Origin of the sequence: Comamonas sp. BIGb0124, assembly GCF_003752175.1 — a bacterium.
GTDB lineage: Bacteria > Pseudomonadota > Gammaproteobacteria > Burkholderiales > Burkholderiaceae_C > Comamonas_F.
Genome location: NZ_RJVF01000009.1, coordinates 921,660 through 944,415, shown reverse-complemented (window position 1 = coordinate 944,415; position 22,756 = coordinate 921,660). Strand labels below are relative to the sequence as shown.

General features: G+C 66.9%; 16 protein-coding genes. 13 read left to right on the top strand and 3 right to left on the bottom strand.

All coding sequences use genetic code 11. From position 1 onward, the window contains the following. The first annotated feature begins 19 nt into the window (after nt 1-19). The 4 genes from EC845_RS10455 (at nt 20) to EC845_RS10440 (ending at nt 6,353) form a co-directional block, all read left to right on the top strand. Entirely contained in the window at nt 20-3,577 is a 3,558-nt protein-coding gene (locus EC845_RS10455) for a DUF2126 domain-containing protein (RefSeq protein WP_123297859.1), read from the top strand. After that, the gene (locus EC845_RS10450; protein ID WP_233598011.1) at nt 3,574-4,251 is read left to right on the top strand and encodes an RluA family pseudouridine synthase; all 678 of its coding nucleotides are present in this window, start codon (nt 3,574-3,576) and stop codon (nt 4,249-4,251) included. The genes EC845_RS10455 and EC845_RS10450 overlap by 4 nt, the downstream gene beginning before the upstream one ends. 181 nt (nt 4,252-4,432) lie before the next feature. After that, nucleotides 4,433-5,347, top strand: a complete 915-nt coding sequence (locus EC845_RS10445; protein WP_199739768.1) for a dienelactone hydrolase family protein — start codon at nt 4,433-4,435, stop codon at nt 5,345-5,347. 256 nt (nt 5,348-5,603) lie between these two features. Further along, on the top strand, nt 5,604-6,353 hold the full coding sequence (locus tag EC845_RS10440; protein WP_123298095.1) for an SDR family NAD(P)-dependent oxidoreductase: 750 nt from the start codon (nt 5,604-5,606) through the stop codon (nt 6,351-6,353). 50 nt (nt 6,354-6,403) lie between these two features. Here the strand turns inward: EC845_RS10440 and EC845_RS10435 are convergent, their stop codons facing one another. After that, entirely contained in the window at nt 6,404-6,874 is a 471-nt protein-coding gene (locus EC845_RS10435; RefSeq protein ID WP_123298094.1) for a universal stress protein, read from the bottom strand. Between EC845_RS10435 and EC845_RS22360 the strand changes: the two genes are divergently transcribed. The 5 genes from EC845_RS22360 to EC845_RS10415 all read left to right on the top strand — a co-directional run bounded on the left by EC845_RS22360 (nt 6,873) and on the right by EC845_RS10415 (nt 13,610). Beyond that, on the top strand, nt 6,873-7,031 hold the full coding sequence (locus tag EC845_RS22360) for a hypothetical protein (RefSeq protein ID WP_158615669.1): 159 nt from the start codon (nt 6,873-6,875) through the stop codon (nt 7,029-7,031). The genes EC845_RS10435 and EC845_RS22360 overlap by 2 nt on opposite strands. A gap of 121 nt (nt 7,032-7,152) precedes the next feature. Next, nucleotides 7,153-8,577: an NAD(P)/FAD-dependent oxidoreductase gene (locus EC845_RS10430; RefSeq protein ID WP_123298092.1), complete on the top strand. Its 1,425-nt coding sequence runs from the start codon at nt 7,153-7,155 to the stop codon at nt 8,575-8,577. A gap of 250 nt (nt 8,578-8,827) precedes the next feature. After that, a complete protein-coding gene (locus tag EC845_RS10425; RefSeq protein ID WP_123297855.1) occupies nt 8,828-10,066 on the top strand; it encodes an efflux RND transporter periplasmic adaptor subunit in 1,239 nt (412 codons plus the stop codon). Nucleotides 10,067-10,137: 71 nt separating this feature from the next. Then, nucleotides 10,138-12,117 (top strand): MacB family efflux pump subunit, encoded by a 1,980-nt coding sequence (locus EC845_RS10420; protein ID WP_123297853.1) that lies wholly within the window; start codon nt 10,138-10,140, stop codon nt 12,115-12,117. Nucleotides 12,118-12,128: 11 nt separating this feature from the next. Next, nucleotides 12,129-13,610, top strand: a complete 1,482-nt coding sequence (locus EC845_RS10415; protein ID WP_123298090.1) for an efflux transporter outer membrane subunit — start codon at nt 12,129-12,131, stop codon at nt 13,608-13,610. 36 nt (nt 13,611-13,646) lie between these two features. Here EC845_RS10415 and polA read toward each other — a convergent pair whose 3' ends face one another. Then, the gene (gene polA / locus EC845_RS10410; protein WP_370451295.1) at nt 13,647-16,406 is read right to left on the bottom strand and encodes a DNA polymerase I; all 2,760 of its coding nucleotides are present in this window, start codon (nt 16,404-16,406) and stop codon (nt 13,647-13,649) included. A 262-nt stretch (nt 16,407-16,668) separates the two neighbouring features. On the opposite strand from polA, the gene EC845_RS10405 reads away from it, so the two are divergent. The 3 genes from EC845_RS10405 (at nt 16,669) to EC845_RS10395 (ending at nt 18,985) form a co-directional block, all read left to right on the top strand. After that, complete coding sequence (locus tag EC845_RS10405) at nt 16,669-17,058, top strand: hypothetical protein (RefSeq protein ID WP_233598010.1); 390 nt, start codon at nt 16,669-16,671, stop codon at nt 17,056-17,058. A gap of 14 nt (nt 17,059-17,072) precedes the next feature. Further along, nucleotides 17,073-18,119: a homoserine kinase gene (locus tag EC845_RS10400; protein ID WP_123297849.1), complete on the top strand. Its 1,047-nt coding sequence runs from the start codon at nt 17,073-17,075 to the stop codon at nt 18,117-18,119. Between the two features lie 80 nt (nt 18,120-18,199). Continuing rightward, entirely contained in the window at nt 18,200-18,985 is a 786-nt protein-coding gene (locus EC845_RS10395) for a BPSS1780 family membrane protein (protein ID WP_123297847.1), read from the top strand. Nucleotides 18,986-19,019: 34 nt separating this feature from the next. On the opposite strand, the gene EC845_RS10390 is transcribed toward EC845_RS10395, so the two are convergent. Continuing rightward, nucleotides 19,020-21,434 carry a UvrD-helicase domain-containing protein gene (locus EC845_RS10390; RefSeq protein WP_123297845.1) on the bottom strand — a complete coding sequence of 805 codons (2,415 nt, stop codon included), beginning with the start codon at nt 21,432-21,434 and terminating at the stop codon, nt 19,020-19,022. Between the two features lie 321 nt (nt 21,435-21,755). Between EC845_RS10390 and EC845_RS10385 the strand changes: the two genes are divergently transcribed. Then, nucleotides 21,756-22,733 carry a GMP reductase gene (locus EC845_RS10385; protein ID WP_123297843.1) on the top strand — a complete coding sequence of 326 codons (978 nt, stop codon included), beginning with the start codon at nt 21,756-21,758 and terminating at the stop codon, nt 22,731-22,733. Nucleotides 22,734-22,756 lie beyond the last annotated feature (23 nt).

Genomic DNA, 22,756 nt, shown 5'->3' with positions numbered 1-22,756 from the left:
GGCAACAACCGATCTTTTTATGTCCATCCACGCCGCGCTACACCACGTCACGCATTACCGGTACGACCGATTGATCAATCTGGGGCCACAGATCGTCCGGCTGAGACCGGCGCCCCATTGCCGCAGCAAGATCATTTCCTACTCCCTCAAGGTCGAGCCTGCGGGCCATTTCGTCAACTGGCAACAGGATCCGTTCGCCAACTACATGGCTCGCCTGGTCTTCCCGGAAAAGACCCGCGAGTTCAAGGTCACGGTGGATCTCGTCACCGAGATGGCCGTCTACAACCCCTTCGATTTTTTCCTCGAGCCCGCGGCGGAAACCTACCCCTTCGTCTACGACGAATCGCTGGCCGAGGAACTTGCGCCTTATCGTAAGCCGGCACCTGCCACACCTCTGGTACAGGCCTACCTCGATCAGATCGATCGCACGCCGAAACGCACCATCGACTTCCTGGTGCAGATCAACCAGCAGGTGCAGAACGATGTGGGCTACCTGATCCGCATGGAACCTGGCGTGCAGACGCCCGAAGAGACGCTGACGCTGCGCTCGGGTTCGTGCCGCGACTCGGGCTGGCTTCTGGTGCAGTTGCTGCGCCACTGCGGCCTGGCCGCGCGCTTCGTGTCGGGTTACCTGATCCAGTTGGCGCCCGACGTCAAGTCGCTCGACGGCCCCAGCGGCACCGAAGTCGACTTCACCGATCTGCACGCCTGGTGCGAGGTCTTCCTGCCGGGCGCCGGCTGGATCGGCCTGGACCCGACCTCGGGGCTGCTGGCCGGCGAAGGCCACATACCCCTGGCCTGCACACCGCAGCCCTCGAGTGCCGCGCCCATCGAAGGGCTGATCGACGAGGCCGAGGTGACGTTCGGCCATGAGATGAGCGTGAGCCGCCTCTACGAATCGCCCCGCGTCACCAAGCCCTACACGGAAGACCAGTGGGCCGACATCCAGGCGCTGGGCGAGGCAGTCGACGCCCGGCTGATCGCCGGCGACGTCCGTCTGACCATGGGCGGCGAGCCGACTTTCGTGGCCACCGTCGATCGCGATGCGGGCGAGTGGAACACCGATGCGCTGGGTCCGACCAAACGCGGTTATGCCACCGAACTCGTCGACAAGCTGCGCGAAGAATACGGCCAGGGCGGATTCCTGCATTTCGGCCAGGGCAAGTGGTACCCCGGCGAACAACTGCCACGCTGGGCCCTGTCCATTTTCTGGCGGGCCGACGGCCAGTCCGTCTGGAGCAATCCCAAGCTGTTCGCCGACGAGCGCAAACCCACGAGTTATACCGACGCCGATGCGCAGCGCTTCATCCACGGCCTGGCGGGCAAGCTCGGGCTCGAGAACAAACACATCCTGCCCGGCTACGAAGACACCTGGTACTACCTGTGGCGCGAGCGTCGCCTGCCGGTCAATGTCGACCCCTTCAACGCCAAGCTCGACGATGAACTCGAGCGGGCCCGCCTGCGCCGCATCTTCGAGCAGGGTCTGGACAAGGTCGTGGGTTACGTCCTGCCGGTCTCGCCGGGTCATGGCCCGGGCCTGCAAGGTCCGAACTGGACCACCGGCCCCTGGTTCCTCCGCGATGAACGCCTGTACCTGATGCCCGGCGACTCGCCCATGGGCTACCGGCTGCCGCTGGATTCGTTGCCCTGGGCCAGCAAGGGCGACTTCCCCTACATCAACCCCACCGACCCCATGGATGCGCAGCCGGCGCTGCCGGCCTCGGGCCAGATTCACGGACGCTACAGCGTCGGTGGCCCGAGCGGAACGGCAGGCGGTGCGACGGCCGCAGGTCCCGGTGGCCACACGCCGGCCGGTGCCGGAGGCGCTGCGGCAGGCTCGACGCCGGGCGCCGGACTGCAGCGGCCGTCGGTGCTCGCCAAAGCCCGCGTGGCCCTGCAAAGCGCCATCGGCCCCCAGGGCGAGGACCATGCGACCCGCGACGCGCAACCGGAACCCGACGCGTTCTCTCGCGCACCCCAGCGTTCGGAGTCCGCGCACGCGACCATCCGCACGGCGCTGTGCGTGGAGGCCCGCGATCCGCGCCGTGCCAACGGCCCCCGGGCCGAGCGCCAGGGCCAGGCCAGCGGCGTTCTGTACGTCTTCATGCCGCCGCTGGAGCGGCTGGCCGATTACCTCGACCTGCTGGCCGCCATCGAGGCCACCGCCGAGGAACTGGGCGTCACCATCGCGCTCGAGGGCTATCCGCCGCCGCGCGACACCCGGCTCAAGCTGCTTCAGGTCACGCCCGATCCCGGCGTGATCGAGGTCAACATCCACCCGGCCCATAACTGGGGGGAACTGGTGCAGCACACCGAGTTTCTCTACCAGGCGGCATTCGAGACCCGGCTGTCCGCCGAGAAGTTCATGACCGACGGCCGCCATACGGGCACGGGCGGCGGCAACCATTTCGTGATGGGCGGCTCGACGCCTGCCGACAGCCCCTTCCTGCGGCGGCCCGAACTGCTGGCCAGCCTGCTGGCCTACTGGCACAACCATCCGAGCCTGAGTTATCTGTTCTCGGGCCTGTTCATCGGCCCCACCAGCCAGGCCCCGCGCGTGGACGAGGCCCGCAACGACCAGGTCTACGAGCTCGAGATCGCCATCGCCCAGATCCATGCCAACCGCGAGAAATACGGGCAGTCGATGCCGCCGTGGCTGGTCGACCGCACGTTGCGCAATGTGCTGATCGACGTCACGGGCAACACCCATCGGGCCGAGTTCAGCATCGACAAGCTCTATTCCCCCGACAGCGCGACCGGCCGTCTGGGACTGCTCGAACTGCGCGCTTTCGAGATGCCTCCACATGCCCGCATGAGCGTGGTTCAGCAGTTGCTGCTGCGCGCCTTCATCGCCCGATTCTGGGACGAACCCTACACCGCTCCGCTGACGCGCTGGGGCACCGAGCTGCATGACCGTTTCCTGCTGCCGTCGTTCGTGAAACTGGATTTCGAGGATGTGGTGCGCGACCTCAACGCGGCCGGTTACGCCTTCGACCCGTCGTGGTTTGCACCGCACTTCGAGTTCCGCTTCCCGCTGGTCGGCGAGCTGGCGATCCAGGGCATGCAGCTCACGCTGCGCAACGCCCTCGAACCCTGGCACGTGATGGGCGAGGAAGGCGCACCGGGCGGCACGGCGCGTTATGTCGACTCCTCGCTCGAACGGCTGGAGATCCATCTGAGCGGCTTCAACGAAAGCCGCTACGTGGTGACCGTCAACGGGCGTGCACTGTCGGTCCAGCCGACCGGGGTGAAGGGCGAGTTCGTCGGCGGCGTGCGCTACAAGGCATGGAACCCGCCGTCCTCGCTGCATCCCAGCATCGGCGTGCATGCGCCGCTGGTCATCGACATCGTCGACACCTGGAACGGCCGCTCCATCGGCGGCTGCCAGTACCACGTGACGCATCCCGGCGGCCGCAACTACGACACCTTCCCCGTCAATGCCTACGAGGCCGAAAGCCGCCGGCTCTCGCGCTACTTCAGCATGGGTCACACGGGCGGTGCACTCAAGGTCCCGCCGGCGACCATCAACGTCCCGGGCAGCCGCGAGTTTCCCTTCACGCTGGACCTGCGCCGTTGAACCTCGCACCCTTGCCTCCCGGCGCAGCCGTGGCGCCGGGTCTGGCGACGGTGCATGCCGATGCCGCACTGCTGGCCTTCGACAAGCCCAGCGGCCTGCTGTCCGTCCCCGGCCGGGGACCGGACAAGCAGGACTGCCTGGCCACCCGTGCGCAGGCCTCTTATGCCGATGCGCGGGTCGTCCATCGCCTCGACATGGCGACTTCGGGGCTGATCGTGATGGCCCGCGGCCTGGAGATGCAGCGACGCCTCAGCCAGTGTTTTGCCGATCGGCACACGCACAAGGCGTACGTCGCCCTGGCCGACGGCTGGCTGGCCGAGGACGATGGCGAAATCGATCTGCCCTTGCTCACCGACTGGCCCAACCGCCCCCGTCAGAAAATCGACCCGGTGCTGGGCAAGCCGTCGCAGACCCGCTGGCGTGTCCTGGCACGCCTGCAGGACGCCTCGGGCCAGCCGTGTACCCGTCTGGCGCTGATTCCGATCACCGGCCGCACCCATCAGTTGCGTGTGCATCTGCTGGCCCTGGGCCATGCCTTGCTGGGCGACACGCTGTACGCCAGCGCCGAGGTCCAGCAGCGGGCACCGCGTCTGATGCTGCATGCGCAGGCGCTGCGGCTCCCCCACCCGGAGACCGGCGCAACGCTGGCATTGACCTGCCCCGCGCCGTTCTGAGGAGCCGGGCGGCACCAGGCAACGGAGCACCGGAACGCCGCTTCGGCCCGTCGGTCATGCAGCGAACGCCGCAAGCGACTATCCTGTCAGGGCCCGACGCCGGGCACCATCACGTGCAGGGCCCGGGCTGTCGCCTGGCCCTGCCAACCTTCTCTCGATCCATCGTCCAGGAGTTCCAGCCATGTCCTTGCGCCCCGATCTCGAATCCGACTTCCATGCCCTGCTGCCCGGCTCGGCCACCGAACGTGGCAATACACGGCGTTCGGCCCTGCAGATCGCACTCGGCGTCGGCTATGCAGCCAGCGTGCTGCCCGCGCTGGCCCAGACGGCGATCCAGACGCCCGACGACGGCCTCGAAAGCGGCCCGGTGACCATCGATGTCGACGGTTTTGCGTTGCCCGCCTACCGCTCGGCTCCCGCCGGCCGGCGCAACCTGCCCGTGATCCTGGTCATCCAGGAAATCTTCGGTGTGCATCACTACATCGCGGATGTCACCCGCCGCCTGGCGCGTCAGGGCTACCTGGCCATCGCCCCCGACCTCTTCAAGCGCCAAGGCGATCCGACCCAGGTCACGGACATGAGCCGGCTGATGGCCGACATCGTGTCCAAGGTTCCCGATGCCCAGGTCCTGGGCGACCTGGATGCAACCGTGAAATGGGCCGGCGAGCATGGCGGCAATCCGCGCCGGGTGGGCATCACCGGATTCTGCTGGGGAGGACGGCAGGTCTGGCTGTACGCGGCTCACAACCCCGACGTACAGGCCGGTGTCGCCTGGTACGGCCGGCTGGTGGGCGCGGCCACGCCGCAGACGCCCAAGCAGCCGATCCAGGTGACGCCGTCCCTCAAGGCCCCGGTGCTGGGCCTGTATGGCGGCGCCGACACCGGCATCCCGGTCACGTCCATCAACGAATTCAAGACCGCGCTGGAGACGGCGGCCAAGGCGGGCAACAAGGCCGCCGGCGAATCCACCTTTGTGCTCTATCCCGACGCACCGCACGCCTTCCACGCCGACTACCGGCCCAGCTACCGGGCCGGTCCTGCCCAGGATGGCTGGAACCGCGCGCTCGCCTGGTTCAAGCAACACGGACTCGGCTGAATGCCGAACGGGCGGCCGGCTGATCGACGCCACACCGATTTCACGGTAAAAGAGGTGTCCGTTCACCACCGCCTGCCGCCCCATGCCACCAGACACGATTCACAGCCGGCGAACGCCTGCTGAGCAGACCCCCCGGCTGCCGCGCATGGAGTTGCCCGGCGCAGTGGCTTCGGCCCTTCCCGCAGCCGTGGCGGCCGAAACGACCGAACCTTCTTTGCAAACCCAGGCGCAACCTGGCGCCGCCTCGTCCTCTCCCATGTCCCAACACCTCTACATCCTGACCGGCGCCTCGCGCGGCCTGGGCCTCGCGATGGCCCGCGAACTCCTGCAGCCCGGCAACCAGTTGCTGTGCCTGTCGCGCAAGACCCAAGACGAACTGCAGCAACAGGCCGAGGCCGCAGAGGTCGTGCTGGAGCAGTGGTCTCAAGATCTGTCGTTGGCAGGCGAAGCGGCGATCCGGCTGGAAAGCTGGCTGACCGCGCTGCCGCGCCAGCCGCTCGAGAGCGTCACCCTGATCAACAACGCCGGCATGATTCCCCATATCGGGCCGCTGGACGCACTGCCCGTCAACGACCTGGCCCAGGCCATTCGAGTGGGCATCGAGGCCCCCATGCAACTGACCGCAGCCTTTCTGCGCGGCACGGCCGATTGGCCCATCGCGCGCAAGGTGCTCAACATCTCGTCGGGCCTGGGGCGCAAGCCGCTGGCGGCACAGGCGGCCTACTGCGCGGTCAAGGCCGGCATGGATCATTTCACGCGCTGCGTTGCGCTCGAGCAGGTGCTGCTGCCGCACGGCGCGCGCATCTGCGCACTGGCCCCGGGGGTGGTGGACACCGACATGCAGGTGCAGATGCGCAGCGCCGACGAGTTCCCCGACCGCGAGCGCTTTGCGCAACTCAAGGCCGAGGGAAAACTGACGTCACCGGAAGACGCAGCTCGCCGCATCCTCGCCTATCTGGCGAGGCCGGATTTCGGCGACCAGCCCATCGCCGACGTGCGGGACTGAATCAAGCCAGCCACCGGGCCGGACGGAATCCGCCGGCCCGGCAGGCCGGGTCAGACGGCGTTGACGTCGTCCTTCAGCTTGGGACTGCGAACCACCAGCACGGGAACCGTGGCACGGCCCAGCACCCGCAGGGTCTCGCTGCCCAGCAGCAGCTTCTCGAGTCCCTGGCGGCCATGCGAGGACATCACGATGAGATCGGCGCCGATTTCCTTGGCGGTCTCGAGAATGCCCTCGTGCACGACATGCTGCTCGACGATCCGGCGCTGGGGCGTGACGCCGAGCGCTTTGACGGTGTCTTCGGCTTTGTCGAGCGCGGCCTTGGCATTGGCATTGGCGGCCGCCAGATACTCGACCTGACCATAAGCGAAGTCGGCGCCGACGCCAGTGAAAGGATAGCTGTCGACCACACACACCAGCGTGAGCGATCCACCAAAGGCCTTGACCAGTTCCACAGCTTGGTTGGCGGCCTGCAGGGCCGTAGCGGAACCGTCGACCGGCAACAGGATGTTCTTGAACGACATGGTGTACTCCTCGGTGTCAAAAGTGAAGAAACAGCGGATGGGCCCGCTGAAAAACATCGTGCAGCCAGCGTTCCGTTTTGTCAAAGAGCGCAATGTGGCCGCAGGGCATTTCAGTATCGATTCAGTAGCGCATTCCGCTCTGGAATTCGTACTTTGAACGGTATCTGTCGATTTCTTAACGGAGATCAAGACAAAGCTTTGTCGGACAGACCGCTTAAGCTTACGAAGCCAGGGTTATCACCGACTATGGATGAGCCAACTCCGGATAATTCATGTCCATGAGTACGACACACGCCCCTTCTCCCGTTTCCGCCCGCCCTCGCATCGTCATCGTCGGCTGCGGTTTCGGCGGACTCGAGGCCGCGCGTGCACTGGCCGACGCCGACGTCGACATCACCGTCGTCGACCGCACCAACCATCACCTCTTCCAGCCCCTGCTCTATCAGGTGGCCACGGCGGGCCTGGCTTCGCCCGCGATCTCGGCACCGATCCGACGGCTTTTTCGCGAGCAGCGCAATGTCACCAGCCTGCTCGGCGAAGTCGTGGACATCGACACGCAGGGGCAGGCCGTGCTTCTGCAGACCGGTGAATCGCTGCCCTACGACCACCTCGTCGTCGCCGCCGGAGCCACGCACAGCTACTTCGGGCGCGACGAATGGGCCGCGCACGCCCCGGGCATCAAGACCCTCGCGGATGCCACCGAAGTGCGCCGCCGCATTCTCATGGCCTACGAGGAGGCCGAGCGCATCCACGACCCCGTGCAGCGGGAGGCCTTGCTGACCTTCGTGGTGATCGGCGGCGGGCCGACCGGCGTGGAAATGGCGGGCACGCTCGCGGAAATCTCGCGTCGCACGCTGCCCGGCGAGTTCCGCCATTTCGAGCCCTCGCATGCCCATGTGCTGTTGCTCGAAGGCGGCTCTCGTGTCCTGCAGGCCATGCCGCCAGAGCTCAGCCGCCGGGCAGAGGAACAGCTCAAGGCGCTGGGCGTGGATGTACGCACCGGCGCCAAGGTCACGCACATCGACGAACAGGGGCTCGAGGTGGAAACCGCCTCGCCTGCCGAGGGTGCCGCTGCGGCCGGCGAGGCCGGGGCCCGCTACACGATACGCAGCAAGACCGTGATCTGGGCGGCCGGCGTGGCCGCCTCGCCGCTGGGCCGCATCCTGCAACGGCATACGGGTTGCGAGACCGACCGTGCAGGCCGGGTGACGGTCGAGGCAGACCTCAGCCTGCCGGGCCATCCCGAGGTGTGGGTGATCGGCGACCTCGCGGCAGCTCGCAGCCACCACGGGAACGAGCTGCCCAAACCCGTCCCCGGCGTCTCGCCGGCTGCCAAGCAGATGGGACGGCACGCGGCGGCGAATCTCAGGCGCCGGCTGCAAGGCCAGGCGACCCTGCCCTTCCACTACCGCGACTATGGCAATCTGGCGACCATCGGACGCAACTCCGCCGTGGTCGACCTGACCTCGCCGGTCGGACCCATCCGGTTTTCGGGCTGGACGGCCTGGCTCTTCTGGCTCGTGGCGCACATCTATTTCCTGATCGGTTTCCGCAACCGGCTGATGGTGCTGTTCGACTGGGCCAGCGCCTATTGGAGTTCGCAGCGCTACGCCCGCATCATCGCCAACAACGAGCCGCACCGCTCGCGGGCAGCCCGTGCGCCCGACCAACCGCCGGCTGCACCGCCACCCGGCGAGGCCTGAGTTCCCGCCGGTCTCCCATGCCCGACCGGCCCGGGCGCCGGCAGCGGCTGCTCTCCATTTACGCTACTTTACAAACGTAAAGCGCGCCGACATCAGCGGTGGCCCGACGACCGCAATACTCGAAGTCATCTCCATAGCGCAAGCCGTTGTCATTCAGCGGCACCGGCCTTTGCGCCACAATGCGTGCGCCGTGGCCTGCCACGGACCGCAAGTCCCGCTTGTCCCGTAGACCCCTCCATCCTCTGCCTCCATGACTTTGAATTTCCGTCCCGCACGTGTCATCCGTCTGGTCCTGATCCTGCTGGCCGTGGTGCTGGCCGTCTGGGCGGCCAAGACTTACATCTGGCCCGACAAGCCGGTGCAGAACTTCATCACCTCGCCGGTCCGCAAGGGCGACATCGAGGACACGGTCCTGGCGACGGGTACGCTCGAAGCCTTCAAGCTGGTGAGCGTCGGCTCGCAGGTCTCCGGTCAGCTCAAGTCGCTGAAAGTGGAACTGGGCCAGAGCGTCAAGGCCGGCCAACTGGTCGCGGAAATCGACTCGACGACACAGCAGAACAACGTGCGCAACACCGAAGCGGCATTGGCCAGCGCCCGCGCGCAGTTGCAGTCCGCCGAGGTCTCGCTCAAGCAGGCGCGCCTGGTCTTCCAGCGCCAGAAGCAGTTGCGTGATCAGGATGCGATCTCGCAGGCCGACTACGAATCCGCCGAAGCCGCCTACGAGTCGGCGCAAGCCGCGGTGAACACCTCGAAGGCCCAGGTCACGCAGTCGGAGATCTCGGCCGACACGGCACGGGTTAACCTGGGCTACACCCGCATCACCTCGCCCATGGACGGGCAGGTCGTGGCCATCGTGACCGAAGAAGGCACGACCGTGAACGCCAACCAGTCGATTCCCACCATCATCAAGGTCGCCAACGTCGACACGATGACGGTGCAGGCGCAGATTTCCGAAGCCGACGTGCCCAGCGTGAAGCCCGGCCAGAAGGTGTATTTCACCATCCTCGGCGAGCCCGACAACCGCATCAGCGCCACGCTGCGCGCGATCGAGCCCGGCCCGGATTCGCTGAGCACCAGCACCACGTCGTCGTCGTCGTCCTCCTCGTCCTCGTCGTCCTCCTCCTCGTCTTCGTCGAGCACCGCGATCTACTACAACGGCCTGTTCGACGTTCCCAACCCGGATGGCAAGCTGCGCATTTCGATGACGGCTCAGGTCTATATCGTGCGCGGCGAAGCCCGCGGCGTGCTGGTGGTGCCCTCGGCCGTGCTCGGACGCCGCGGACGCGATGGCAGCTACACCGTGCGTGTGCTCAACGCGAAGGGCGAAGCCGAGAGCCGCCAGGTCACGGTGGGACTCAACAACAACGTCAATGCCGAAATCAAGTCGGGCCTGACCGAAGGCGATCAGGTGGTGCTGGGCGACGGCTCCATGGCGGGCAGCGCGACCAACCCGCGCCGCATGCCCGGGCCCGGCGGCATGCGCCTGTGAGGCCTGCGGTCCACCTCGTCCTACCGGGTGCCTGAAGCGCCCCTGTCCTACCGACTCTCAGCACACCAGGCATGAATACCCCCGCCCAATCGGCCCCCTTGCTCTCCCTGTCCAAGGTCCGCCGGGAATTCCCGGCCGGCGAACAGATGATCGCCGTGCTCAAGGACGTCGACCTCGACATCCGGGCCGGCGAAATGGTGGCCATCGTCGGCGCGTCGGGCTCCGGCAAGTCGACGCTGATGAACATTCTGGGCTGTCTCGACAAGCCCACCCGCGGTCAGTACCGTGTGGCCGGACGCGAAACCGGCCAGCTCGGCCCCGACGAACTGGCCGAGCTGCGCCGCGAACACTTCGGTTTCATCTTCCAGCGCTACCACCTGCTCTCGGACCTCACGGCCCAGGGCAATGTGGAGGTTCCGGCCGTCTACGCCGGCGTGACGGCGGATCGCCGCCATGCCCGTTCGAGCGAGCTGCTCGACCGGCTGGGCCTGAGCGACCGCATGGGCCACACGCCGGGCAAGCTTTCGGGCGGCCAGCAGCAGCGCGTGTCGATCGCCCGCGCGCTGATGAACGGCGGCAGCGTGATCCTGGCCGACGAGCCGACCGGCGCCCTCGACAGCCGCAGCGGCGAGGAGGTCATGAAGATCCTCCAGGAACTGCACGCCGAGGGTCACACCATCATCATCGTGACGCACGACATGCAGGTGGCCCAGCATGCCGAGCGCATCATCGAGATCAGCGACGGCGTCATCATCGGCGACCGGCAAACCCGCGCCGGCAACCCTGGGCAAAGCCAGTTGCAGCGCACCGCCGGCGTGCCCGCGAGCTGGGCCGCGCGCCAACGGGCCGTGTGGGATCGCTTCACCGAAGCCTTCCACATGGCCCTGCTGGCCATGAACGCGCACCGGCTGCGGACTTTCCTGACCATGCTCGGCATTATCATCGGCATCGCCTCGGTGGTGTCCGTGGTGGCGCTGGGCACGGGCTCGCAGCAGAAGGTGCTGCAGAACATCAGCGCCATCGGCACCAACACCATCGAGATCATGCCGGGCACAGGCTTCGGCGATCGCCGCTCCGGCTCCATCCGCACCCTGGTGCCGGCCGACGCCAATGCGCTGGCGCAGCAGAGCTACGTGCAGGCGCTGTCGCCGCAGGTCTCGACTTCGGTGACGCTGCGCTACCGCAACATCGAGGCCTCGGCCACGGTGGCCGGTGTCGGCGAGAACTTCGACATCGTCAAAGGACTGAAGCTGGCCCAGGGCAGCTGGTTCGACCGCAGCGCCGTGCAGCAGCGCACCCAGGCCGCCGTGATCGACGAGAACACCCGTGCGGCACTGTTCCCGAACACGCCCAACCCCATCGGCGAAGTGATCCTGCTGGGCAAGGTGCCGATGCGTGTGATCGGCGTGACCGCCAAGCAGGACATCGTGGGATTCGGCAACACCGAGAGTCTCAACATCTGGGTGCCCTACACCACGGCCATGGGTCGCATGGTGAGGCAGAACCACTTGCGCAGCATCACCGTGCGGGTGGCCGACGATGCCCCCATGGCCGCGGCCGAACAGGGCATCACGCAGTTGCTGACGACACGCCACGGCCGCGTCGACTTCTTTGTGCTCAACACCGACAGCATCCGCCAGACCATCGAGAGCACGACCCAGACCATGACGCTGCTGATCTCCTCGATCGCGGTGATCTCGCTGATCGTCGGCGGCATCGGGGTGATGAACATCATGCTGGTGTCGGTCACCGAGCGTACCCGCGAGATCGGCGTGCGCATGGCCGTGGGTGCACGCCAGAGCGACATCCAGCAGCAGTTCCTCATCGAGGCGGTTCTGGTGTGCCTGCTCGGCGGCGTTCTGGGCATTCTCGGGGCCTTGGCCTTCGGCCAGGTGTTCGCGCGCGCCAGCGCCGAGTTCACCCTGGTGTATTCCACCGGGGCCATGGCTGCCGCTTTCCTCTGCTCCACCCTCATCGGCGTGGTCTTCGGGTTCCTGCCGGCGCGCCGCGCCGCGCAACTCGACCCGGTCGACGCCCTGGCCCGCGATTGATGCCTCTGCACATGACCACTTTCCGATCCTCCGTGCCGCACGCACGAGACTTCCGCCCTACCCCGTTCGTCGCAGCGGCCTGCGCCCTGCTGCTCGCCGGCTGTGCCGCCACGACACCCTACAGCCGGCCGGCCCTGGATTTGCCGACGCAATGGGCCCACGAGAGCACGGACGGTGCGCAGCCGGCGGCCACGGGCCCGTTGTCGCCATCGTCCGCGCCGGCCCAGTCGGCCGCCAGCCGCTGGTGGCAGCGCTTCGGCGACGCCCGGCTCGACAGCCTGATCGACGCGGCACTGGAGCGCAACGCCGACCTCGCCCGTGCCGCGCTCAATGTGCGCCAGGCACAGCTCAGCGTGGGACTCAGCGGCGACCCGCTGGCGATCGGCCCCGAAGCCGCGTTGAGCGCGGGCGGCAGCCGCCGGCTCGACAATGGCCGCACGAGCAACAGCCGCGCCAGCAGCGTCACGGCCAGCGTGAGCTACACCGTCGACCTGTGGGGCCGCCTGGCGGCCCAGCGCGACATCGCCGCCTGGGCCCTGCAAGCCAGCGAAGCCGACCGCGAGACCGTGCGTCTCAACGTGATCAGCACCACGGCCGATCTCTACTGGCAGTTGGCGTTCCTCAACCAGCGGCTGGCCAACGCACAGCAGAGCCTGGAAACCGCGCAGCGCACCCAGCAGCTGGTGCAGGCGCAGTACACGGCCGGTGCGGTCTCGGCGCTGGAACTGCGGGAGGCCGAGCAGACGGTGCTGAGCCAGCGCAGCAATCTTTCGCAACTGCAGCAGTCGCGTGTGGAAACGCGCAATGCGCTGGCCGTTCTGTTCGACGCGGCACCCGGCGCCAGTGTGCTGCAGCAGGTACTGGGGGCAGAGCCCGGCACGCTGCCGACCGGCCCGTTGCCGCGCGTGGACGAAGGCCTGCCGGCCGAACTGCTGGCACGCCGCCCCGACCTGCGCTCGGCCGAATGGAGCCTGCGCCAGAGCCTCGCCAATGTGGACGTGGTGCGCACCAGCTACTACCCCAACCTCAGCCTGACCGGTACCGTGGGCACCAGCAGCACCTCGCTGGGCAACCTGCTGGCCAACCCGATCGCCACGCTGGGCGCCGGGCTGACGCTGCCTTTCCTCAACCTCAAGGAAATGCGGCTCAACACCGAAGTCGCCCGCGTGCAGTACGAGACCGCCGTGGTCAACTTCCGCCAGACGCTCTATCAAGCCTTTGCCGATGTGGAAAACGCGCTGTCGGCGCGCACCCGCCTGGCCGAGCAATCCACGCTGCAGGAACAGAGCCTCGTGGCCGCACGCGAAGCCGAGCGGCTCTATGAAATCCGCTACCGCGCCGGCGCCGTGCCGCTGCGCACCTGGCTCGATGCGCAGGAATCGCGCCGCAGCGCCGAGATCAACCTGGCCCAGGTCCAGTTGAGCCGCCTGCAGAACCAGATCACGCTGTTCCAGGCCATGGGCGGGGACACCGTCCGGCCGTCCACGAACTGAGCACCGTCGCGCCCGCTCAGGCGGCCGGCGCGGCGCTCAGTGCGCCTTGTCCCAGTTGGGGCCGACGCCGACCTCGGCCACCAGCGGCACCTTGAGCTCGGCCACGCCGGCCATCAGCTCGGGGATGCGGCGCCGCAGCCATTCCACCTCGCCCTCGGGCAGCTCGAACACCAGTTCGTCGTGCACCTGCATGATCATGAGCACATCGGGTTTTTCGGCATCCAGCACGGCCTGCACGGCCACCATGCTCTTCTTGATCAGATCGGCTGCCGTGCCCTGCATGGGCGCGTTGATGGCCGCGCGCTCGGCACCGGCCCGCCGCGGCCCGTTGGGCGAGTTGATCTCGGGCAGCACGAGACGGCGTCCGAAGACCGTCTCGACATAACCCATGTCCTTGGCCTGGGCCTTGGTCTCGTCCATGTAGCGCTTGACACCGGGATAACGCTGGAAATAGCGGTCGATGTAGTTGCGTGCCGCCGTGTTGTCGATGCCGAGGTTGCGCGCCAGTCCGAAGGCGCTCATGCCGTAGATCAGACCGAAGTTGATGACCTTGGCGTACCGGCGCTGCTCGCTGCTGACCTGTTCGACCGACACGCCGAAGACCTCCGCCGCCGTGGCGCGGTGCACGTCCTGGCCGGTGGCGAAGGCCTGCAGCAGCGACTCGTCGTTGCTCAGGTGGGCCATGATGCGCAGCTCGATCTGCGAATAGTCGGCGCTGGCGATCACCCGGCCCGGCGGGGCGATGAAGGCCTCCCGCACCCGGCGGCCTTCCGGTGTGCGGATGGGAATGTTCTGCAGGTTGGGATCGTTGCTCGAAAGCCGCCCCGTCACGGCCACGGCCTGGGCATAGTGGGTGTGCACGCGCCCGGTCCGCGGCAAGGCCAGAGTGCCCAGCTTGTCGGTGTAGGTGCCCTTGAGCTTGGACAGGCCACGGTGCTCCAGGATGCGGGCCGGCAGGGGGTAGTCCTCGGCCAGTTTTTCGAGCACTTCCTCGTCGGTGCTGGGTGCGCCCTTGGCCGTCTTCTTGATGACCGGCAGCCCCAGGCGCTCGAAGAAGATTTCGCCGATCTGCTTGGGACTGGCGAGGTTGAAGGGCTGGCCGGCCAGCTCGTAGGCTTCCTGTTCCAGCGCCAGCATGCGGGTGCCCAGTGCGTGGCTCTGCGCGGCCAGCACGTCGGCATCGATCAGCACGCCGTTGCGTTCGATGCGATAGAGCACCTCGCTGGTTTCCATCTCGAGCGCATAGATGCCGAGCAGCCGGGCATCGGCCTCGAGCTGCGGCCACAGCACCTGGTGCACGGCCAGCGTCTGGTCGGAATCCTCGCACGAATACTCGCCGGCGCGGACGATGTCGACCTGGGCAAAGGGAATCTGCTTGGCGCCCTTGCCGCACAGGTCCTCGTACTGGATGCCGCCGCGTCCGAGATGGCGCTCGGCCAGGCTCGACAGGCCATGGGGCTTGTGCACCTCCAGCACGTAACTCTGCAGCATGGTGTCGTGGCGGTAGCCCTGCACCTCGATGCCGTGGTTGGCGAACACATGCCGGTCGTACTTGACGTGCTGGCCCAGCTTGGCATGCTGCGGGTTCTCCAGCCAGGGCTTGAGGCGCGCCAGCACCTCGTCGCGCGGCAGTTGCGCCGGCGCATCGGGATAGTCGTGGGCCAGCGGCACATAGGCGGCCCGGCCGGGCTCGACGCTGAAACTCACGCCGACGATTTCGGCCCGGCTCTCGTCGAGCGAAGTCGTCTCGGTGTCCAGCGCGACCAGTCGGGCCTGCTCGAGCCGGAGCAGCCAGGCGTCGAAGTCGGCCCAGGTCAGCACGATGTCGCAGGTCAGTCCCGACGACACGCCTGCCGGGGCCGCCTGCGGCACACCGCCCGGTTCGTCGCCGTCGAAATCGAAACCCGCCTGCCCGTCGTCGGCCTTGGGGCGGCTCTTGGGGGCGGCCGCAGCCGGCGCCGGTGCGGCGGCCGTCGCGGCCGTGCCCAGCGCCTTCGCCAGGCTCTTGAAGCCGTAGCGCTCGTAGAAAGCCGCCAGTTCATCGACCCGGGCCTGTGCCATGCGCACGCCGTCGAGCGACGGCAGGCCCTCGATGTGGCCTTCGAGGCCGCAGTCGGTCTTGATGGTCACCAGGCTGCGCCCGGTGGGCAGCCAGGGCAGCGCCTTGACCAGATTCTGTCCCGCCACGCCCTTGATCTCGCCGGCACGGGCCATCAGTTCCTCGAGGCTGCCGTACTCCTTGAGCCACTTGGCGGCGGTCTTGGGGCCGACCTTGTCGACGCCCGGCACGTTGTCGACCGTGTCGCCGACCAGGGCCTGGAAGTCGATCATCAGGCTGGGCGGCACACCGAACTCCGCTTCGACGCCCGCGACATCGCGGGTCTTGCCGTTCATGGTGTCGATGACGGTGATGGCCGGCGTGACGAGCTGGCTCAAGTCCTTGTCGCCGCTGGAAATCACCACTTCGTAGCCCTGGGCCTCGGCCAGGCGGGCGAGGGTGCCGATGACGTCGTCGGCCTCGACGCCCGGAATGTCGAGCAAGGGCCAGCCCATCAGCCGCACCACCTCGTGGATGGGCGTGATCTGCTCGCGCAGCGCATCGGGCATGGGCGACCGATTGGCCTTGTACTCGGGATAGATCTCGTCCCGGAAAGTCGGTCCCTTGGCATCGAAGATGCAGGCGGCGTAATCGGCCGGGATGTCCTTGCGCAGGGCCTGCAGCATGTTGATCATGCCGCGGATGGCGCCCGTGGGCGCGCTGTTCATGTCCCCCGGCACCGCCCGCAGATCGGGCATGGCGTGGAAGGCACGGTACAGATAGCTGGAGCCGTCGACCAGCAGCAGGGTCTTGGCGGGCGGCTGGTCGTCACCCACGCCGGTTGGCACATGGGTGCCCGGGCCGGTCGGCCGGGGCAGGTCTTTTTCAGTCACGTTGGCTTCACTCATGCGCGCATTGTGCATGCCAATGCCACCCGTACGAACGGGCAGCTTGCCGCCGACGGCCGGTTGGGCTGCGCGCTTGCTGGCAAGCCCCCCGAGGCCCGCCTACAATCGGAACATGAAACACACACTACGCTCCGTGAAGGCTGCCTGGCTGCTGGCTTGCATGCTGGCGGGCAGCGCGACTGGCGCCTGGGCCCAGGCTCCGGCTGCCACCCCCGATTCGTCCAGCGGCAATGCGGCCTCTGCGCTATCAATCGAGGACACATCCACTCAACCCTCGGCCCAGAACCAGCGCATCGAGCGGCTCAGCCATGAAGACGCCGGCAGCCGCGTCGACGAGCTGCGCGTCGGCGGCCGAAGCAAAAGCGTGACCGTGACGCCCAAGACCGGCGCCCCGGCTTACGAAATCGTCCCCAACGACCCCTCGCGCAACCGCGGCGACAACAGCAACGGCGACGGCTCCAGCCCGACCGGTCGCCGCGTCTGGAAGCTCGGCAACTTCTGATCGCAAGGCTCGACATGGCGGTCTTCACCGAAGTTTCCCTGCAGGAAGCCGATGCCCTTGCCAAAAAGCTCAAGCTCGCCCCGGTGGCGCAGCTCAAGGGCATCACCGGCGGAATCGAGAACACCAACTACTTCCTGACCACTGCGCAAGGGGATCAGTACGTGCTCACGCTGTTCGAGCGCCTGAGCGCCGAACAGTTGCCGTTCTACCTGTTCCTGATGAAGCATCTGGCGTCACGCGGCATTCCCGTGCCCGACCCGGCTGCCAGCCCGCATGGCGAGATCCTCCACGAGGTCTGCGGCAAGCCGGCCGCGCTGGTCGATCGCCTGCGCGGCGCCAGCGTGCTCGAGCCCCAGGCCAGCCATGCCGCGCGGGTCGGCGACATGCTCGCCCGCATGCACCTCGCAGGCCAGGACTACCAGCGCAGCCAGCCCAATCTGCGCGGGCTGGATTGGTGGAACGAGACCGTGCCCGCCGTGCTTCCGCATATCGGCGAAGCGCAGGCCCGGTTGCTGGGTGCCGAACTGGCCTACCAGAACCATGTGGCCGAAAGCGCGGCCTATGCCGCCCTGCCGCGCGGCCCGATCCATGCCGACCTGTTCCGCGACAACGTGATGTTCGACACGGACGGCGAAGGCCAGTTGCAGCTGACCGGCTTTTTCGACTTCTACTTCGCAGGCGTCGACAGTTGGCTGTTCGACCTCGCGGTCTGCCTCAACGACTGGTGCATCGACCTGCCCACCGGCCGGCACGACCCGGACCGCGCACGGGCCATGGCGCAGGCCTACTGCGCCGTGCGACCGCTGACGGCCGCCGAACGCCATCTGCTGCCGGCCCTGGTGCGCGCTGCGGCCCTGCGTTTCTGGATCTCCCGCCTCTGGGATTTCTACCTGCCCCGCGAAGCCGCCCTGCTCAAGCCCCACGACCCGACGCACTTCGAGCGGGTGCTGCGCGAGCGCATCGCCTATCCGCTCGGCGCCGAGGCCTTGCTCGAGGAATCCGCCGCCGGCCAGCCGGCCCAGGTCGAGCCGGTGAACGCCACCGCAGAAACCACCCCATGACACCGGCGGCGCCTTCGGCGCGCCCTTCGACCCCTTGCGCGCACCCCAGGGTGCGGCAGTCGACCTACCCCTGAAAGTCCATGAAACTCAACCTGGTTCCCGCACGCTCGGGCATCTCCTGGATCAAGGAAGGCGCCACCACCTTCTTTCGCAATCCGCTGGCGCTTTCCAGCACCTTCATTCTGTTCATGATCGTGCTGACCGTGCTGTCCGTGTTTCCGCTGGCCGGCGGCATCGCCGCACTGGTTCTGCTGCCGGGCATGACGCTGACCATGATGAGTGCGACACGCCTGGTCGCCGAGTCGAAGCTGCCGGTTCCCGGCGTGATCGGGCGCGCACTGGCGGATGTGCGCGGCAGCACACGCTCGCTGCTGGTGCTGGGCCTGATGTATGGCGCAGGGTACCTGCTCATCATGGGCATCAGCTACCTGATCGACGGCGGCACGCTGGCTCGCCTGATGCTGGTGGGCGAGCCGCTCTCTCCCGAAGCGATCGGTGCGCCCGGATTCATGGCGGCGACCTGGGTGACGGCAATCCTCTCCATGCCGCTCTCGCTGGCGTTCTGGCATGCGCCCGGCCTGCTGCACTGGTACCAGGTGCCGCCGGCCAAGGCCCTGTTCTTCAGCCTCGTGGCCTGCCTGCGCAACTGGAAGGCCTATGCCCTGTTCCTGCTGGGCTGGGTGGGGGTCATCCTCGCCCTCAACATTGCAGTGCTGATCCTGGGCCTGCTGCTGGGCTCCATCGGTGGCGGCGAGATGGTGGGAGCCGTGCTTCGCACCTGCTCCACCGCGGCCATGCTGATTGCAGGAGCCGTGTTCCTGTGCTCGTCCTACTTCCCCCTGCGGGACAGTTTCATCCCCAGTTGAAGTCGGGCCGACCCCGGCGCCGCCGGGGTCGTCGTCATCCGTTCACGGGCGTGAGCTTGGCGACGCTCAGCGCCAGCCACTTCACGCCGTGGCGCGGGAAGTTGATCTGCGCGCGTGCATCGGCGCCGCTGCCTTCGAGCGTCAACACGGTGCCCTCACCGAACTTGGTGTGGAAAACCTGCATGCCCAAGCGCAATCCGTGGCTGGGGGCGGCTTTCTGGGCCGGCACCGGCCCCGCGCCCGTCATGGCATCGTAGGTGCCGAAATCGCCGTTGCGCCGCACGGACGACGGGGCATAAGCTCCCGATTGCGGCACCTTGCCCGCCATCGACGACCCGAAACCCCCATTGCGCGGCGAGATCCACTTCAAGGCCGACTCGGGCAACTCGTCGAAGAACCGGCTCTTGACGTTGTAGCGGGTCTGCCCGTGCAGCAGACGCGTCTGGGCATGGCTGAGGTACAGGCGCTTGCGTGCCCGCGTGATCGCCACATACATGAGGCGGCGCTCCTCCTCCAGGCCGTCGAAGTCGGACAGGCTGTTTTCGTGGGGAAACAGGCCTTCCTCGAGACCGGTGATGAAGACCACGTCGAACTCCAGGCCCTTGGAGGCATGCACGGTCATGAGCTGTACCGCATCCTGCCCGGCCTGGGCCTGGTTGTCGCCCGACTCCAGGGCCGCGTGCGTCAGGAAAGCGGCCAGCGGACTCAGCGTCTCGCCGTCGGGCGAGATGGCCTGCATCTGCTCGACCCGCTCGTCGGGCGCCACCATGGGAAGCCCGAAATCGACGCCCTGGCTCGCCGGCGATTGCCCGCCCAGTTCGTCGACCGGCATGGCCACCGCGTCGCGCCCGAACCCTTCCTGGGTCACGAAACTTTCGGCGGCATTGATCAGTTCCTGCAGATTCTCGATGCGGTCGGCGCCTTCCCGCTCTTCACGGTAATGGTCCATCAGGCCGCTGAGGTCGAGCACGGCCTCGATCGTCTCGCGCAGCGTGGCGTTCTGGGTGCGCTCGCGCAGCACATCGATCTTGGCCACGAACGCGCTCAGGTTGGCACCGGCCTTGCCGCCGACCTGACCGACGGCCTCGCTCAGCGGCAGGCCGTTGCCGCGGGCCGCATCCTGCAGTTGCTCGATGCTGCGCGCACCGATGCCGCGCGGCGGGAAGTTGACCACCCGCAGGAAGCTGGTGTCGTCCCGGGGATTCTCGATCAGCCGAAGATAAGCCAGGGCGTGCTTGATTTCGGCACGCTCGAAGAAGCGCAACCCGCCATACACGCGGTAAGGAATGGCGGCGTTGAACAGCGCCGTCTCGATCAGCCGGCTCTGCGCGTTGCTGCGGTAGAGCACCGCCACTTCGCTGCGGCTGCCGCCCTCTCGCACGTGGTGCCGGATCTCGTCGACCAGCCACTGGCTCTCATCGAGATCACGCGCGGCCTCGAGCACCCGCACGGGTTCGCCGGGGCCGGCATCGGTGCGCAGATTCTTGCCCAGCCGATGACGGTTGTTGCTGATCAGCTCGTTGGCCGAATCGAGGATGTTGCTGTGGCTGCGGTAGTTCTGTTCGAGCTTGATCTGGTGCTCGACGCCGAACTCGCGTACGAAATCCGACATGTTGCCCACGCGTGCGCCCCGGAAGGCGTAGATGCTCTGGTCGTCGTCTCCCACGGCCAGCACGCTGGCGGGATGGGCCGTACCCTGTCCGGCAAACAGCTTGAGCCAGGCGTACTGCAGCTTGTTGGTGTCCTGGAACTCGTCGACCAGGATGTGGCGGAAACGCCGCTGGTAATGCTCGCGCAGGGCGGCGTTGTCGCGCATGAGCTCGTAGCTGCGCAGCATGAGTTCGCCGAAGTCGACCACGCCTTCGCGCTCGCACTGGTCCTGATACAGCTGGTAGAGCTCGATCTTCTTGCGGGTGTCGGCATCCCGCGCATCGAGACTGCCGGGACGTTCGCCGTTTTCCTTGGCGCCCGAGATGAACCACATCACCTGCTTGGGGGGATAACGCTCGTCGTCCACGTTGTGCTGCTTCATGAGCCGCTTGATGGCCGACAGTTGGTCTTGCGTGTCCAGAATCTGGAAAGTGGCCGGCAATCCGGCGAGCTTGGCATGCGCACGCAGGAAACGGTTGCACAGGCCGTGGAAGGTACCGATCCACATCCCCCTCACCTGGATGGGCAGCATGGCGCTCAGGCGTGTGAGCATCTCCTTGGCGGCCTTGTTGGTGAAGGTCACGGCCATCAGCCCGCCCGGCGAGACCTGCCCGGTCTGCAGCAGCCAGGCGATGCGGGTGGTGAGCACGCGCGTCTTGCCCGACCCTGCGCCTGCCAGGATCAGCGCCGGGACGGCCGGCAGAGAGACGGCGGCGCGCTGTTCGTCGTTGAGGGTGGCCAGCAGCGGCGACTGGAGGGCATCGGCCGCGGGGCCGTCAAACAGGGAATCGAGAGACATATGCTGACCATTTTAATTTTGAAACGCCGTCCGGACCCGGGCAGGGCCGACGATGGCCCCAAGTCCGGAGGTTCGAGGCTTTTCAAGAGCGGCGAAGTCAATAAGGTGTATCACGCCAGCGTTATGGCCAGGATGGCGTACTGCGCTATAGTCAGTCACCGGGCCCAAGTTTCTTGCGCCCGGTTTTTTGTGGACAAGAGGTCGCCAGATCTCGCTGCGCAGTCTTCGGCCCAGGCCGGTCGCTGCAGCCCAGCGTCCCGTCAAACCGGTCCAAGCCAAGTGCTCAAGCAACCTTCTCTTCTATCTGGAGCTTGAGAGACCATGGAAATCTTCGACTACGACAACGTCCTGCTGCTGCCGCGCAAATGCCTCGTGGAAAGCCGTGCCGAATGCGACGCATCGGTGGAACTGGGCGGCCGCAGCTTCCGCTTGCCGGTGGTGCCTGCCAACATGAAAACGGTGGTCGACGAAACCATCTGTTTCAAGCTGGCGCGCGAGGGCTTCTTCTACGTCATGCACCGCTTCGACCTCGACAACGTGGCGTTCGTGCGCCGCGCTCGCGAAGCGGATGTGTTTGCCTCGATCTCGCTGGGCGTCAAGCAACCCGACTACGACACCGTCGATCGCCTGGTGGCCGAAGGCCTGGTGCCCGAGTACATCACCATCGACATCGCCCACGGCCATGCCGACAGCGTCAAGAACATGATCGGCTACATCAAGTCCAAGCTGCCCCAGTCCTTCGTGATTGCCGGCAACGTGGGCACGCCCGAGGCTGTGATCGATCTCGAAAACTGGGGCGCCGATGCCACGAAGGTCGGCATCGGCCCGGGCAAGGTGTGCATCACCAAGCTCAAGACCGGCTTCGGCACGGGCGGCTGGCAACTGTCGGCGCTCAAGTGGTGTGCACGCGTGGCGACCAAACCCATCATCGCCGACGGCGGCATCCGCAGCCATGGCGACATTGCCAAGAGCGTGCGTTTCGGCGCCACCATGGTGATGGTCGGTTCGCTGTTTGCCGGACACGAAGAATCCCCGGGCCAGACCGTCGAGGTCGACGGCCAGCTGTTCAAGGAATACTACGGCTCGGCCAGCGACTTCAACAAGGGCGAGTACCGCCATGTGGAAGGCAAACGCATCCTCGAACCGGTCAAGGGAAAACTGAGCGAAACGCTGACCGAAATGGAGCAGGACATCCAGAGCTCCATCAGCTACGCGGGCGGACGCAAGCTGCTCGACATCCGCAAGGTGAACTACGTCATCCTGGGCGGCGACAACGCCGGTGAACACCTGCTGATGTGAGATCGCCGGGAGACGAGAGCTTG